Origin of the sequence: Streptococcus mitis (genome assembly GCF_946190275.1) — a bacterium.
Taxonomy (GTDB): Bacteria; Bacillota; Bacilli; order Lactobacillales; family Streptococcaceae; genus Streptococcus; species Streptococcus mitis_DC.
In genome coordinates this window covers 46,464-59,974 of sequence record NZ_CAMHZQ010000003.1, presented here as the reverse complement: position 1 = coordinate 59,974, position 13,511 = coordinate 46,464, and the positions used below count along the sequence as shown (strand labels likewise).

14 protein-coding genes are annotated in these 13,511 nt (G+C 40.5%); 13 read left to right on the top strand and 1 reads right to left on the bottom strand.

Annotated features, from left to right (window positions below; all coding sequences use genetic code 11):
• Window positions 1–173: 173 nt before the first annotated feature.
• From N8M20_RS02675 to N8M20_RS02630, 10 genes are all read left to right on the top strand, one after another.
• Window positions 174–872: an N-acetylmannosamine-6-phosphate 2-epimerase gene (locus N8M20_RS02675; RefSeq protein ID WP_001135679.1), complete on the top strand. Its 699-nt coding sequence runs from the start codon at window positions 174–176 to the stop codon at window positions 870–872.
• A gap of 112 nt (window positions 873–984) precedes the next feature.
• Complete coding sequence (locus N8M20_RS02670; protein ID WP_261078983.1) at window positions 985–2,313, top strand: ABC transporter substrate-binding protein; 1,329 nt, start codon at window positions 985–987, stop codon at window positions 2,311–2,313.
• Between the two features lie 221 nt (window positions 2,314–2,534).
• On the top strand, window positions 2,535–3,401 hold the full coding sequence (locus N8M20_RS02665; RefSeq protein ID WP_162489574.1) for a carbohydrate ABC transporter permease: 867 nt from the start codon (window positions 2,535–2,537) through the stop codon (window positions 3,399–3,401).
• 15 nt (window positions 3,402–3,416) lie between these two features.
• Window positions 3,417–4,256 (top strand): carbohydrate ABC transporter permease, encoded by an 840-nt coding sequence (locus tag N8M20_RS02660; RefSeq protein WP_001192010.1) that lies wholly within the window; start codon window positions 3,417–3,419, stop codon window positions 4,254–4,256.
• A gap of 271 nt (window positions 4,257–4,527) precedes the next feature.
• Window positions 4,528–4,980 (top strand): NanQ anomerase/TabA/YiaL family protein, encoded by a 453-nt coding sequence (locus N8M20_RS02655; RefSeq protein ID WP_261078982.1) that lies wholly within the window; start codon window positions 4,528–4,530, stop codon window positions 4,978–4,980.
• A gap of 19 nt (window positions 4,981–4,999) precedes the next feature.
• Window positions 5,000–5,644: a YesL family protein gene (locus N8M20_RS02650; protein WP_261078981.1), complete on the top strand. Its 645-nt coding sequence runs from the start codon at window positions 5,000–5,002 to the stop codon at window positions 5,642–5,644.
• Between the two features lie 170 nt (window positions 5,645–5,814).
• Window positions 5,815–6,732: a dihydrodipicolinate synthase family protein gene (locus tag N8M20_RS02645; protein WP_261078980.1), complete on the top strand. Its 918-nt coding sequence runs from the start codon at window positions 5,815–5,817 to the stop codon at window positions 6,730–6,732.
• Between the two features lie 17 nt (window positions 6,733–6,749).
• Window positions 6,750–7,646: an ROK family protein gene (locus N8M20_RS02640; protein WP_261078979.1), complete on the top strand. Its 897-nt coding sequence runs from the start codon at window positions 6,750–6,752 to the stop codon at window positions 7,644–7,646.
• Window positions 7,647–7,836: 190 nt separating this feature from the next.
• Window positions 7,837–8,124, top strand: a complete 288-nt coding sequence (relB, locus tag N8M20_RS02635; protein ID WP_261078978.1) for a type II toxin-antitoxin system RelB/ParD family antitoxin — start codon at window positions 7,837–7,839, stop codon at window positions 8,122–8,124.
• Complete coding sequence (locus N8M20_RS02630) at window positions 8,114–8,464, top strand: type II toxin-antitoxin system RelE/ParE family toxin (RefSeq protein ID WP_000384863.1); 351 nt, start codon at window positions 8,114–8,116, stop codon at window positions 8,462–8,464. Before relB ends, N8M20_RS02630 begins: the two co-directional genes overlap by 11 nt.
• Window positions 8,465–8,525: 61 nt before the next feature.
• On the opposite strand, the gene N8M20_RS02625 is transcribed toward N8M20_RS02630, so the two are convergent.
• Window positions 8,526–9,377 carry a MurR/RpiR family transcriptional regulator gene (locus N8M20_RS02625; RefSeq protein ID WP_261078977.1) on the bottom strand — a complete coding sequence of 284 codons (852 nt, stop codon included), beginning with the start codon at window positions 9,375–9,377 and terminating at the stop codon, window positions 8,526–8,528.
• A gap of 193 nt (window positions 9,378–9,570) precedes the next feature.
• Here N8M20_RS02625 and pbp2b point away from each other — a divergent pair, with 193 nt between their 5' ends.
• The 3 genes from pbp2b to N8M20_RS02610 all read left to right on the top strand — a co-directional run bounded on the left by pbp2b (window position 9,571) and on the right by N8M20_RS02610 (window position 13,455).
• The gene (gene pbp2b, locus N8M20_RS02620) at window positions 9,571–11,628 is read left to right on the top strand and encodes a penicillin-binding protein 2B (protein ID WP_261078976.1); all 2,058 of its coding nucleotides are present in this window, start codon (window positions 9,571–9,573) and stop codon (window positions 11,626–11,628) included.
• 10 nt (window positions 11,629–11,638) lie between these two features.
• On the top strand, window positions 11,639–12,235 hold the full coding sequence (gene recR / locus N8M20_RS02615) for a recombination mediator RecR (protein WP_000966754.1): 597 nt from the start codon (window positions 11,639–11,641) through the stop codon (window positions 12,233–12,235).
• Window positions 12,236–12,411: 176 nt separating this feature from the next.
• Window positions 12,412–13,455 (top strand): D-alanine--D-alanine ligase, encoded by a 1,044-nt coding sequence (locus N8M20_RS02610; RefSeq protein WP_261078974.1) that lies wholly within the window; start codon window positions 12,412–12,414, stop codon window positions 13,453–13,455.
• Window positions 13,456–13,511 lie beyond the last annotated feature (56 nt).

Sequence of the window (13,511 nt, the reverse complement as noted above, 5' to 3'; positions counted from 1 at the left end):
TTTAGTTCATTTGGTTGTATATACGGATATTTATATTACCTGAAACTACTTTCAGAAACAGCTGTTCTATAAAATACTTTTGAAACTGTAATCTATCCTACTACAAAGTATTGAAAGCGCTTCATAAATGATATATAATCAACTCATAAGAACAAAGAAAAGGAGGAAAGAGGATGCCACAGATTACTAAAGAAGCCTTGATTGCACAAATCAAAGATGGAATCATCGTTTCTTGTCAGGCCCTTCCTCACGAACCGCTTTATACAGAAGCGGGAGGAGTCATTCCCTTGCTGGTCAAAGCGGCTGAGCAAGGTGGAGCAGTCGGTATCCGAGCAAACAGTGTTCGCGATATTAAGGAAATCAAGGAGGTTACCAACCTTCCAATCATTGGGATAATTAAACGAGATTATCCACCACAAGAACCCTTCATCACGGCTACTATGAAAGAAGTTGATGAACTAGCAGAACTAGATATTGAAGTGATTGCTCTAGACTGTACTAAACGCGAACGCTATGATGGTTTGGAAATTCAAGAGTTCATTCGTCAGGTTAAAGAGAAATATCCTAACCAGCTCTTGATGGCTGATACTAGTACTTTTGAAGAAGGACTAGCCGCTGTTGAAGCGGGAATTGACTTTGTCGGAACAACCTTATCAGGATACACATCTTACAGTCCAAAAGTGGATGGTCCTGATTTTGAATTAATCAAAAAACTCTGTGATGCCGGTGTAGATGTCATTGCAGAAGGGAAAATTCATACACCAGAACAAGCCAAACAAATCCTGGGATACGGAGTGCGAGGCATCGTTGTAGGTGGCGCTATTACTAGACCAAAAGAGATTACAGAACGCTTCGTTGCTGGTCTTAAATAACACAATCTTAAAACAGAGGAGAGTGGTGGATGCGTAGGATGAAATGAAAACGTATACAAATGCAAGAACTCATTATCCAATATGGATACGCTTATCAATTAGGAGAATACAAATGAAATTTAGAAAACTAGCTTGTACAGTACTTGCGGGTGCTGCGATTCTTGGCCTTGCTGCATGTGGTAATTCTGGTGGAAGTAAAGATGCTGGAAAATCTGGTAGCGATAGCGGAAAAACAGAAATCACTTGGTGGGCATTCCCAGTCTTCACTCAAGAAAAAACTGGTGACGGTGTTGGAACATATGAAAAATCAATCATCGAAGCTTTTGAAAAAGCAAATCCAGATGTAAAAGTGAAATTGGAAACCATCGACTTCAAGTCTGGTCCTGAAAAAATCACAACAGCTATCGAAGCAGGGACAGCTCCAGACGTACTCTTTGACGCACCAGGACGGATCATCCAATATGGTAAAAATGGTAAATTAGCTGAATTAAATGATATTTTCACAGATGAATTTGTCAAAGATGTCAACAATGAAAATATCGTACAAGCAAGTAAGGCTGGAGATAAAGCCTATATGTATCCAATTAGTTCAGCCCCATTCTATATGGCTATGAACAAGAAAATGTTGGAAGAGGCTGGAGTTGCAAACCTTGTAAAAGAAGGTTGGACAACTGATGACTTTGAAAAAGTTTTGAAAGCGCTTAAAGACAAAGGCTACACACCAGGTTCATTGTTCAGTTCTGGTCAAGGGGGAGACCAAGGAACACGTGCCTTCATTGCAAACCTTTATGGAGCTTCTGTAACAGATAAAGATGTAACAAAATATACAACTGATGATCCTAAATTCGTCAAAGGTCTTGAAAAAGCAGCTAGCTGGATCAAAGACGGTTTGTTGAACAACGGTTCACAATTTGACGGTGGAGCAGATATCCAAAACTTTGCCAACGGTCAAACATCTTACACAATCCTTTGGGCACCAGCTCAAAACGGTATCCAAGCTAAACTCTTGGAAGCAAGTAAAGTAGAAGTGGTAGAAGTGCCATTCCCATCAGATTCAGGCAAACCTGCTCTTGAATACCTTGTAAACGGATTTGCAGTATTCAACAACAAAGACGACAAGAAAGTTGCAGCATCTAAGAAATTCATCCAATTTATTGCGGATGACAAAGAATGGGGGCCAAAAGACGTTGTTCGTACAGGTGCCTTCCCAGTTCGTACATCATTTGGCAAACTTTATGAGGACAAACGTATGGAAACAATCAGTGGTTGGACTAAATACTACTCACCATACTACAACACTATCAATGGTTTTGCTGAAATGAGAACACTTTGGTTCCCAATGTTGCAATCTGTATCAAATGGTGACGAAAAACCAGCGGACGCTTTGAAAGCCTTCACTGAAAAAGCTAACGAAACAATTAAAAAAGCTACAAAACAATAAGCACTAAATCAGATTGATCCCTCCCTTTTCCCTGTGCATAGTCTATGTAAGAAAAGGGAGGATTTTGTTTGAAATGTAAGGAACTGTCACGAAATTAAAATGAAGTTCTTACATAAGCGAATCTTAAAAAATTTCATTTTGATTTTAAAACAGTTCAAGAAAGTCAAAAAATTATTCTATTTGAAAGAGAGGTGCCGACTGTGAAAGTCAATAAAATTCGTATGCGGGAAACAGTGATTTCCTATGCTTTCCTAGCACCAGTGTTGTTCTTCTTTGTCATCTTTGTATTGGCTCCTATGGTGATGGGATTCATTACAAGTTTCTTTAATTACTCTATGACAAACTTTGAGTTTGTAGGCTTAAACAACTATATCCGCATGTTTAAAGACCCTGTCTTTATGAAGTCTTTGATCAACACGGTTATCCTGGTTATTGGATCTGTGCCAGTTGTTGTTCTATTCTCGCTCTTTGTGGCGTCGCAAACCTATCACCAAAATGCTATCGCTAGATCATTCTACCGTTTCGTCTTCTTCCTTCCTGTTGTAACAGGTAGTGTTGCCGTAACAGTTGTATGGAAATGGATCTATGACCCACTATCAGGGATTCTAAACTTTGTCCTCAAGTCAAGTCATATCATCAGCCAGAACATTTCTTGGCTGGGAGACAAACACTGGGCTTTGATGGCGATTATGATTATCCTTTTGACAACTTCAGTTGGTCAGCCGATTATCCTTTATATCGCTGCTATGGGGAATATTGACAATTCACTGGTTGAAGCGGCGCGTGTCGACGGTGCAACTGAATTTCAAGTTTTCTGGAAGATTAAATGGCCAAGCCTTCTTCCAACAACCCTTTACATCGCAATCATCACAACAATCAACTCATTCCAATGTTTCGCCTTGATTCAGCTTTTGACATCTGGTGGTCCAAACTACTCAACAAGTACACTTATGTACTACCTTTACGAAAAAGCCTTCCAATTGACAGAATATGGCTATGCCAACACAATTGGTGTCTTCTTGGCAGTCATGATTGCAATCGTAAGCTTTGTTCAATTTAAAGTACTTGGAAACGACGTAGAATACTAAAGAAAGGAGACAGCTATGCAATCTACAGAAAAAAAACCATTAACAGCTTTTACTGTTATTTCAACAATCATTTTGCTCTTGTTGACTGTGCTGTTCATCTTTCCATTCTACTGGATTTTGACAGGGGCATTCAAATCACAACCTGATACAATCGTTATTCCTCCTCAGTGGTTCCCTAAAATGCCAACCATGGAAAACTTCCAACAACTCATGGTGCAAAACCCTGCTATGCAATGGATGTGGAACTCAGTATTTATTTCATTGGTAACCATGTTCCTAGTCTGTGCAACATCTTCTCTAGCAGGTTATGTATTGGCTAAAAAACGTTTCTATGGTCAGCGTATTCTCTTTGCCATCTTTATAGCTGCCATGGCACTTCCAAAACAAGTTGTCCTTGTACCATTGGTACGTATCGTTAACTTCATGGGAATCCATGACACTCTTTGGGCAGTTATCTTGCCTTTGATTGGATGGCCGTTTGGTGTCTTCCTCATGAAACAATTCAGTGAAAATATCCCTACAGAGTTGCTTGAATCAGCTAAAATTGACGGTTGTGGTGAGATTCGTACTTTCTGGAGCGTAGCCTTCCCGATTGTGAAACCAGGATTTGCAGCCCTTGCAATCTTTACCTTCATCAATACCTGGAACGACTACTTCATGCAGTTGGTTATGTTGACTTCACGTCAAAACTTGACTATCTCACTCGGGGTTGCGACCATGCAGGCTGAAATGGCAACCAACTATGGTTTGATTATGGCGGGTGCTGCTCTTGCAGCTGTGCCAATCGTAACAGTCTTCCTTGTCTTCCAAAAATCCTTCACACAGGGGATTACTATGGGAGCTGTCAAAGGTTAATACTCTGCGAAAATCGAATTCAAACTACGTCAGCGTCACCTTGCCATACTTAAGTATTGTCTGCGGTTAGCTTCCTAGTTTGTTCTTCAATTTTCATTGAGTATAGGAAAATCAATCTATCAAGATACAGAAATATATTTTATAGATTTAGAGAATATAGAGATTATAAGTGTCTACAAAATGTTGGGTATTTTCTTACCTTGGAGATTTTGTTAGACACTTATAAACTTAAGAATGATTTTAGTTAACTATCAGAAACGAAGGAAAGAGTATGATTTTTGACGATTTGAAAAACATCACCTTTTACAAAGGGATTCATCCCAATCTAGACAAGGCTATCGATTATCTCTACCAGCATCGAAAAGATTCATTTGAACTAGGTAAGTATGAGATTGACGGAGATAAAGTCTTTCTAGTTGTTCAGGAAAATGTCCTCAATCAAGCTGAAAATGATAAATTTGAGCATCATAAGAACTATGCAGATTTGCATTTGCTGGTAGAAGGACATGAATATTCGAGCTACGGTTCACGTATCAAAGATGAAGCAGTAGCATTCGAAGAAGCGAGTGACATTGGCTTTGTTCATTGTCATGAACATTACCCACTCTTGTTGGGTTATCACAATTTTGCGATTTTCTTCCCAGGAGAACCTCACCAGCCAAATGGCTATGCAGGTATGGAAGAGAAGGTTCGCAAATATCTCTTTAAAATTTTGATTGATTAAAAAATCAGGAGGAGCAAACATGGCACAAAAAGGAGTAAGCCTTATCAAGGCAGCATTTAATACAGATAACTTTCTCATGCGTTTTAGTGAGAAGGTCTTGGATATCGTGACAGCCAATCTTCTTTTTGTCGTCTCTTGTTTGCCCATCGTGACGATTGGAGTGGCTAAAATTAGCCTCTACGAGACTATGTTTGAGATTAAGAAGAGCAGACGTGTGCCTGTCTTTAAAATCTATCTAAGAGCTTTCAAGCAAAATCTGAAGCTAGGTCTTCAGTTAGGTTTGCTGGAGTTAGGCATTGTTTCATTAAGCCTTCTAGATCTCTATCTCTTCTGGGGTCAGACAGCTATGCCTTTCCAAATGGTGAAAGCTATTTGTCTAGGCGTTCTTATCTTCCTCACTATCGTGATGTTGGCTAGCTATCCCATAGCTGCACGCTATGATTTAACTTGGAAAGAAGTGCTGCAAAAAGGACTTATCTTGGCAAGTTTTAACTTTCCTTGGTTCTTCCTCATGTTAGCTATTCTCTTTCTCATTGTGATGGTTCTTTATCTGTCCGCTTTCAGTTTACTTTTAGGTGGCTCAGCCTTCCTACTCTTTGGGTTTGGCTTATTAGTTTTTATCCAGACTGGATTGATGGAGAAAATTTTCGCAAAATATCAATAGTTTAGCTTGTTTCTGAAACTACTTTCAAGCCATAAACATTTCAAAATTCATATCGAAACTAAAATCTAAGTGTACACAAGGTGTTGAAAGCGTTTTTCACAAGGTGTATACTAAACACGTAAAGAATAAATCCTGCTGTTAGCAGAAAAAGAAATCTTAGGAGAAAATCTATGTCAGATTTAAAAAAATACGAAGGTGTCATTCCAGCCTTCTACGCATGTTATGATGATCAAGGAGAAGTAAGTCCAGAGCGTACACGTGCCTTGGTTAAATACTTCATTGATAAAGGTGTTCAAGGTCTTTATGTCAATGGTTCTTCTGGTGAATGTATCTACCAAAGTGTTGAAGACCGCAAGTTAATCTTGGAAGAAGTCATGGCAGTTGCCAAAGGTAAACTGACCATTATTGCCCATGTTGCTTGCAACAATACTAAAGATAGTATGGAACTTGCTCGCCATGCAGAAAGTTTGGGTGTAGATGCCATTGCAACGATTCCACCAATTTACTTCCGCTTGCCAGAATACTCCGTTGCTAAATACTGGAATGATATCAGTTCTGCAGCTCCAAATACAGACTACGTGATCTACAACATTCCTCAATTAGCAGGGGTTGCTTTGACTCCAAGCCTTTACACAGAAATGTTGAAGAATCCATGTGTTATCGGTGTTAAGAACTCTTCTATGCCAGTTCAAGATATCCAAACCTTTGTGAGCCTTGGTGGCGAAGACCATATCGTCTTTAACGGTCCAGATGAACAATTCCTAGGTGGACGCCTCATGGGTGCTAAAGCTGGTATCGGTGGTACTTATGGAGCTATGCCAGAACTCTTCTTGAAACTCAATCAGTTGATTGCGGACAAGGACTTGGAAACAGCGCGTGAATTACAATATGCTATAAATGCAATCATTGGCAAACTCACTTCTGCACATGGAAATATGTATGGTGTCATTAAAGAAGTCTTGAAGATCAATGAAGGCTTAAATATTGGTTCTGTTCGTTCACCATTGACACCAGTGACTGAAGAAGATCGTCCAGTTGTAGAAGCAGCTGCTCAATTGATTCGTGAAACCAAGGAGCGCTTCCTCTAATCCATAAGGAGGTATTTATGACACACTACGTTGCAATTGATATCGGTGGAACCAACATCAAATATGGTTTGATCGACCAAGAAGGCCAACTTGTTGAATCCCATGAAATGCCAACTGAGGCGCATAAGGGTGGGCCTCATATCTTACAAAAAACAAAAGATATCGTTGCCAGCTATCTAGAAAAAGGCCCAGTAGCAGGTGTTGCCATTTCTTCTGCAGGAATGGTGGATCCGGATAAGGGTGAGATTTTCTATGCTGGTCCTCAAATCCCTAACTATGCAGGCACCCAGTTCAAAAAGGAAATCGAGACTAGCTTTGAAATCCCTTGCGAGATTGAAAATGACGTCAATTGTGCAGGTCTGGCTGAGGCGGTATCTGGTTCAGGCAAGGGAGCGAGTGTCACTCTTTGCTTGACTATTGGAACAGGTATCGGAGGTTGCTTGATTATGGATGGAAAAGTCTTCCATGGCTTTAGCAATTCAGCCTGTGAAGTAGGTTATATGCATATGCAGGATGGAGCGTTCCAAGATCTTGCCTCTACGACAGCCTTGGTGGAGTATGTAGCAGCAGCTCATGGCGATCCAGTTGACCAGTGGAACGGCCGACGTATCTTTAAGGAAGCCACTGAAGGCAACAAGATTTGTATGGCTGGTATTGATCGGATGGTAGATTACCTTGGGAAAGGTCTGGCTAATATTTGCTATGTTGCCAATCCAGAAGTAGTCATTCTCGGTGGCGGTATCATGGGGCAAGAGGCAATCCTCAAACCCAAGATCCGTAAAGCCTTGAAAGATGCCTTGGTGCCAAGCCTAGCTGAGAAAACACGATTAGAATTCGCCCATCATCAAAATACAGCAGGTATGTTGGGTGCTTATTATCATTTTATACTCAATGAAAATCAAAGAGCAAACTAGGAAGCTAGCCGTAGGCAGTACTTGAGTACGGCAAGGCGAAGCTGACGTGGTTTGAATTTGATTTTCGAAGAGTATCAATACAAAACAATCCTAGTTTGGCCCAACCAAACTAGGATTTTCTAATCAAGTTCCCTTGACTTTCTTTATAATTGTGAGATAATAAAGAAAATATATAAAGGAGTTATATAAAATGTCTATAGCGAATTCAAGTAAAGTTGTGACCTTCCAAGCTAATAGAGAATTAGTAAATGATGCCATGGAAGTGTTAAAAGAACAAAATCTCTCTCTTTCATCGGCACTCAGATTATTTTTAAAGAATGTTGCCGTAACAAATGAAGTAGATTTACTGAGTGAAGAGGAATTAGAGAAGGAGTATTTGTTTAGACAATTACAAGCAGAAGTTCAAGAAAGTTATGCCAAGATTGAGGCTGGAAATTACTTGACAGATGAGGATGTTGTGACACGCTATGGATTATAAAAAATATAGGATTTTGTATTCTCCTAGAGTGATTGATAGTCTGGATAAAATATATCAGTATATAGCAGAGGAAATCGGTTCTGTAGAGGCTGCGAGACGAAAAGTGGCGAGTATCAGAAAAGATATTAATCGTCTAGAAATTTTCCCTCAAGCTGGATTTGATGCTGATGAAAAATTTGGTAAAAAATTAGATCCTCACTACCAAACGCGAGGATTGACCTTGAGTAAGGATTACATCGTATTATATACAATTGTTGAGGATACCGTAAGGCTTGCTTATTTACTCCCTTCAAAAAGTGATTACATGAAATTATTCAAGACTAAGTCAAGATATGACTAATTCATAATCTTGAAGAGGTATGTTTGGTGATGAATAAAAATCCTAGTTTGACTCAGCCAAACTAGGATTTTCTGACGCGTTTTTGTCTACGATAGCCGTTGAGTTTCTTATTTTCCCAGTAGCTATTAAAGATTTTTTCCTTGTTTTCACGATTGATTTCCAAAAAATAGGCATAAATCAAATCGATAAAGAAGAGCATAGGAAGTTGAGCGGATATTCGTTGGATATAGGAAGGTTGGCTGTGGGTGGCTACAAGAACGGTCTCTGTGTAGGCCTGGCTATCTTTATTGGGAACACTTGAAAAGAGTACAGTCTTTGCCCCCATCTCCTTAGCGTCTAATAAACTGTCTAAAATAGAGGGAGTTGTACCAGAAAGTGAGAAACCAAGTACGAGACAATTTTCGTCCATAATGCTGGTTGTCCAAGCAAAGCCGTCTTGATCGGTCAAAGCCTCGCAGACCACACCCAGACGCATGAAGCGCAATTTCATTTCACGGGCGACAAGGCCAGAACTGCCTGTTCCGAAGAAGTAGACACGCTCAGCATCTTCGATTAGTTGGGCAATTCGTTCTAGTTGGACTTCGTCAATCAAGTCTTGTGTTTGTTCCCTCATATTGCTATAGCTTCTGAGGACTCGTTTGGTCAGTGGACTGTGCTTGGAGACTTGGTTGGCCTGATTTTCTGTCTGATGTTGGTATTGGAAAATAAATTCTCGGTAGCCAGTAAAGCCACACTTTTTAGCAAAGCGGGTCAAAGCAGCTTGAGAAATATGTAATTTTTGGGTGACTTGTTGAGAAGATAAATCATCTGTAATCGTTTCAGCTTGCAAAAAATAGCGAGCGATTTCTTGCTCTAGGTCTGTCATTTCTTCAAAATGTGAATCAATGACAGTTGCGATATCTGGTTTGTCCATAGGGAAGGCTCCTTTAAATGAGTCGTATTGGAAAAAGGCTAGATTTTTGAACTTTTACATTCATTATAACATATAATATAGGGATGAATAAATAAAAACGTATCTTACTGTAAAAACGAAAAAAAGCTTCTTTCTTTTCCATAATTTTCTGCTCAAATTGTGGTACAATTAAGAGTAAGATTTTAAGTTAGAAATGAGACTGATTTGTATGAGAAAATTTAACAGCCATTCGATTCCGATTCGGCTTAATTTATTGTTTTCAATCGTCATTTTACTCTTTATGACCATTATTGGTCGTTTGTTGTATATGCAGGTTTTGAACAAGGATTTTTACGAAAAAAAGCTAGCCTCAGCTAGTCAGACCAAGGTCACAACCAGTTCTGCCCGTGGGGAAATCTATGATGCTAGTGGAAAACCTTTGGTAGAAAATACGTTAAAGCAGGTTGTTTCCTTTACGCGTAGTAATAAAATGACGGCTAAAGATCTGAAAGAAATCGCTAGTCAGTTGCTGGGATATGTGAGCATCAGTTCGCCAAATTTGACAGAACGCCAGTTGGCAGATTACTATTTGGCTGATCCTGAAATCTATAAAAAAACAGTGGAGGCTCTCCCAAGTGAGAAACGCTTGGATTCAGATGGCAATCGCCTATCCGAATCAGAACTGTATAACAATGCGGTTGATAGTGTCCAAACGAGTCAACTAAACTATACAGAGGATAAAAAGAAAGAAATCTATCTTTTTAGTCAGTTAAATGCTGTTGGAAACTTTGCGACGGGAACCATTGTGACAGATGCTCTTACAGATACCCAGATTGCTCTGATTGCCTCTGCTTCGAAACAATTACCTGGTGTCAGTATTTCAACTTCTTGGGATCGAAAAGTTCTAGAGACTTCCCTGTCTTCTATAGTAGGTAGTGTATCCAGTGAAAAAGCTGGTCTCCCAGCGGAAGAAGCAGATGCCTATCTTAAAAAAGGTTATTCTCTAAATGACCGTGTGGGGACTTCTTATCTAGAAAAGCAATACGAGGAAACCTTGCAAGGCAAACGCTCGGTGAAGGAAATTCATCTAGATAAGTACGGTAATATGGAAAGTGTCGAAAATATCGAAGATGGTACCAAAGGGAATAATATTAAACTGACCATTGATTTGGCCTTCCAAGATAGCGTGGATGCTTTGCTGAAAAGTTATTTTAATTCAGAGTTGGGGAATGGTGGAGCCAAGTATTCTGAAGGTGTCTATGCAGTCGCCCTTAACCCAAAAACAGGTGCTGTTTTGTCCATGTCAGGGATCAAACATGACTTGAAAACGGGAGAGTTGACGCCTGATTCCTTGGGAACGGTAACCAATGTCTTTGTTCCAGGTTCGGTTGTCAAGGCGGCGACCATCAGCTCAGGTTGGGAAAATGGAGTCTTGTCGGGAAATCAGACCTTGACAGACCAGTCCATTGTCTTCCAAGGTTCAGCTCCAATTAATTCTTGGTATACTGCCTTTTCTGGGCCAATGCCGATTACGGCGGTTCAAGCTCTGGAGTATTCATCCAATCCTTATATGGTCCAAACAGCCTTAGGTCTTATGGGGCAAACCTATCAACCCAATATGTTTGTCGGCACCAGCAATCTAGAGTCTGCTATGGGTAAATTGCGTTCAACCTTTGGTGAATATGGCTTGGGGTCTGCGACTGGGATTGACCTACCAGATGAATCTACTGGATTTATTCCCAAAGACTATAACTTTGCCAATTTCATTACCAATGCCTTTGGGCAGTTTGATAACTATACGCCGATGCAGTTGGCTCAGTATGTAGCAACTATTGCAAATGATGGTGTTCGTGTGGCTCCTCGTATTGTTGAAGGCATTTATGGTAATAATGATAAGGGAGGACTAGGCGACTTGATTCAGCAACTGCAACCGACAGAGATGAATAAGGTCAATATATCCGACTCCGATATGAGTGTCTTGCATCAAGGTTTTTATCAGGTTGCTCATGGGACTAGTGGATTGACAACTGGACGTGCCTTTTCAAATGGTGCCTTGGTATCCATTAGCGGAAAAACGGGTACAGCCGAAAGCTATGTGGCAGATGGTCAGCAAGCAACCAATACCAATGCGGTGGCCTATGCCCCATCTGATAATCCTCAAATCGCTGTTGCAGTGGTCTTTCCTCATAATACCAATCTAACAAATGGTGTAGGACCTTCCATTGCGCGTGACATTATCAATCTGTATCAAAAATACCATCCGATGAACTAGAAAGGAAATTATGCTTTATCCAACACCTATTGCTAAGCTGATTGACAGTTATTCTAAGTTACCAGGTATCGGGATTAAGACGGCCACGCGTCTGGCCTTTTATACGATTGGGATGTCTGATGATGATGTCAATGAATTTGCAAAAAATCTCCTTTCTGCTAAGAGAGAATTGACCTACTGTTCTATTTGTGGACGTTTGACAGACGACGATCCTTGTTCTATCTGTACCGATCCAACTCGTGACCAGACAACGATTTTGGTGCTAGAGGATAGTCGGGATGTGGCAGCCATGGAAAATATCCAAGAATACCATGGACTCTATCATGTCCTGCATGGCCTCATTTCTCCTATGAATGGCATTAGTCCAGATGATATCAATCTCAAGAGCCTTATGACTCGTCTTATGGATAGTGAAGTTTCAGAGGTAATCGTAGCAACAAATGCTACAGCAGATGGGGAAGCGACTTCCATGTATCTTTCCCGCTTACTCAAGCCAGCTGGGATCAAGGTTACGCGCTTGGCACGAGGGCTCGCTGTGGGAGCAGATATCGAGTATGCGGACGAAGTCACCCTCTTACGGGCTATTGAAAATCGGACAGAGTTGTAAGTGTAGACAAATTTACGAACTCCATTCATTTATAAAAAAGTTAAAGAGGCTGAAAATCGTTCATATCGGCCTCTTTTTGTATAGTGTGCTGAGTAGTGTCAGGTTCAAGTTTTAAAAAAACAAGCAAATATGATATACTAAAGAGCGAGTATTCTAGTAGAATTAGGACAAATAATATGAAACAAACGATTATTCTTTTATATGGTGGACGGAGTGCAGAACGCGAAGTCTCTGTCCTTTCAGCGGAAAGTGTTATGCGTGCGGTCAATTATGACCGTTTCACAGTCAAGACTTTCTTCATCAGCCAGTCAGGTGACTTTATCAAAACGCAAGAATTTAGCCAGACTCCAGGTCAAGAAGATCGTCTCATGACCAATGCGACTATTGACTGGGACAAGAAAATAGCGCCAAGTGCCATCTATGAAGAAGGTGCAGTGGTCTTTCCAGTTCTTCATGGTCCAATGGGAGAAGATGGCTCTGTTCAAGGATTTCTTGAAGTTTTGAAAATGCCTTATGTCGGCTGCAACATCTTGTCATCCAGTCTTGCCATGGATAAAATCACGACTAAACGTGTTTTGGAATCTGCTGGTATTGCCCAAGTTCCTTATGTGGCCATCGTTGAAGGTGATGATGTGACGGCTAAAATCGCTGAAGTGGAAGAAAAATTGACTTATCCAGTCTTCACAAAACCATCAAACATGGGTTCAAGTGTCGGTATTTCTAAGTCTGAAAATCAAGAAGAACTCCGTCAAGCCTTGAAACTTGCCTTCCAATATGACAGCCGTGTCTTGGTTGAACAAGGGGTGAATGCACGTGAAATCGAGGTTGGCCTCTTGGGTAACTACGATGTCAAAAGCACGCTGCCAGGAGAAGTTGTCAAAGATGTTGCCTTTTATGACTACGATGCCAAGTATATCGATAACAAGATTACCATGGATATTCCAGCAAAGATCAGTGATGATGTGATATCTGTCATGCGTCAAAATGCAGAAACAGCCTTCCGTGCGATTGGTGGTCTCGGTCTTTCTCGTTGCGATTTCTTCTATACAGATAAGGGCGAGATTTTCCTAAACGAGCTTAATACCATGCCAGGTTTCACCCAGTGGTCTATGTATCCACTACTTTGGGATAATATGGGAATCAGCTACCCAGACCTAATCGAGCATTTGGTTGACCTTGCTAAGCAAAGTTTTGACAAGCGCGAAGCGCATTTGCTATAAAAATGAAAGAGAGGGTAGAAGTCAGAACCATCACTGCCAGGTGATCAGAGTTCTCG

Bases quoted from the DNA above. Each gene is read 5' to 3' on its own strand.
- N8M20_RS02655 (WP_261078982.1), top strand. From the start codon at position 4,528: ATGATTTTTGACGATTTGAAAAACATCACCTTTTACAAAGGGATTCAT.
- N8M20_RS02625 (WP_261078977.1), bottom strand. From the start codon at position 9,377: ATGGACAAACCAGATATCGCAACTGTCATTGATTCACATTTTGAAGAA.
- N8M20_RS02645 (WP_261078980.1), top strand. From the start codon at position 5,815: ATGTCAGATTTAAAAAAATACGAAGGTGTCATTCCAGCCTTCTACGCA.
- pbp2b (WP_261078976.1), top strand. From the start codon at position 9,571: ATGAGACTGATTTGTATGAGAAAATTTAACAGCCATTCGATTCCGATT.
- N8M20_RS02610 (WP_261078974.1), top strand. From the start codon at position 12,412: ATGAAACAAACGATTATTCTTTTATATGGTGGACGGAGTGCAGAACGC.
- N8M20_RS02670 (WP_261078983.1), top strand. From the start codon at position 985: ATGAAATTTAGAAAACTAGCTTGTACAGTACTTGCGGGTGCTGCGATT.
- N8M20_RS02675 (WP_001135679.1), top strand. From the start codon at position 174: ATGCCACAGATTACTAAAGAAGCCTTGATTGCACAAATCAAAGATGGA.
- N8M20_RS02660 (WP_001192010.1), top strand. From the start codon at position 3,417: ATGCAATCTACAGAAAAAAAACCATTAACAGCTTTTACTGTTATTTCA.
- N8M20_RS02640 (WP_261078979.1), top strand. From the start codon at position 6,750: ATGACACACTACGTTGCAATTGATATCGGTGGAACCAACATCAAATAT.
- N8M20_RS02665 (WP_162489574.1), top strand. From the start codon at position 2,535: ATGCGGGAAACAGTGATTTCCTATGCTTTCCTAGCACCAGTGTTGTTC.
- recR (WP_000966754.1), top strand. From the start codon at position 11,639: ATGCTTTATCCAACACCTATTGCTAAGCTGATTGACAGTTATTCTAAG.
- N8M20_RS02650 (WP_261078981.1), top strand. From the start codon at position 5,000: ATGGCACAAAAAGGAGTAAGCCTTATCAAGGCAGCATTTAATACAGAT.
- N8M20_RS02630 (WP_000384863.1), top strand. From the start codon at position 8,114: ATGGATTATAAAAAATATAGGATTTTGTATTCTCCTAGAGTGATTGAT.
- relB (WP_261078978.1), top strand. From the start codon at position 7,837: ATGTCTATAGCGAATTCAAGTAAAGTTGTGACCTTCCAAGCTAATAGA.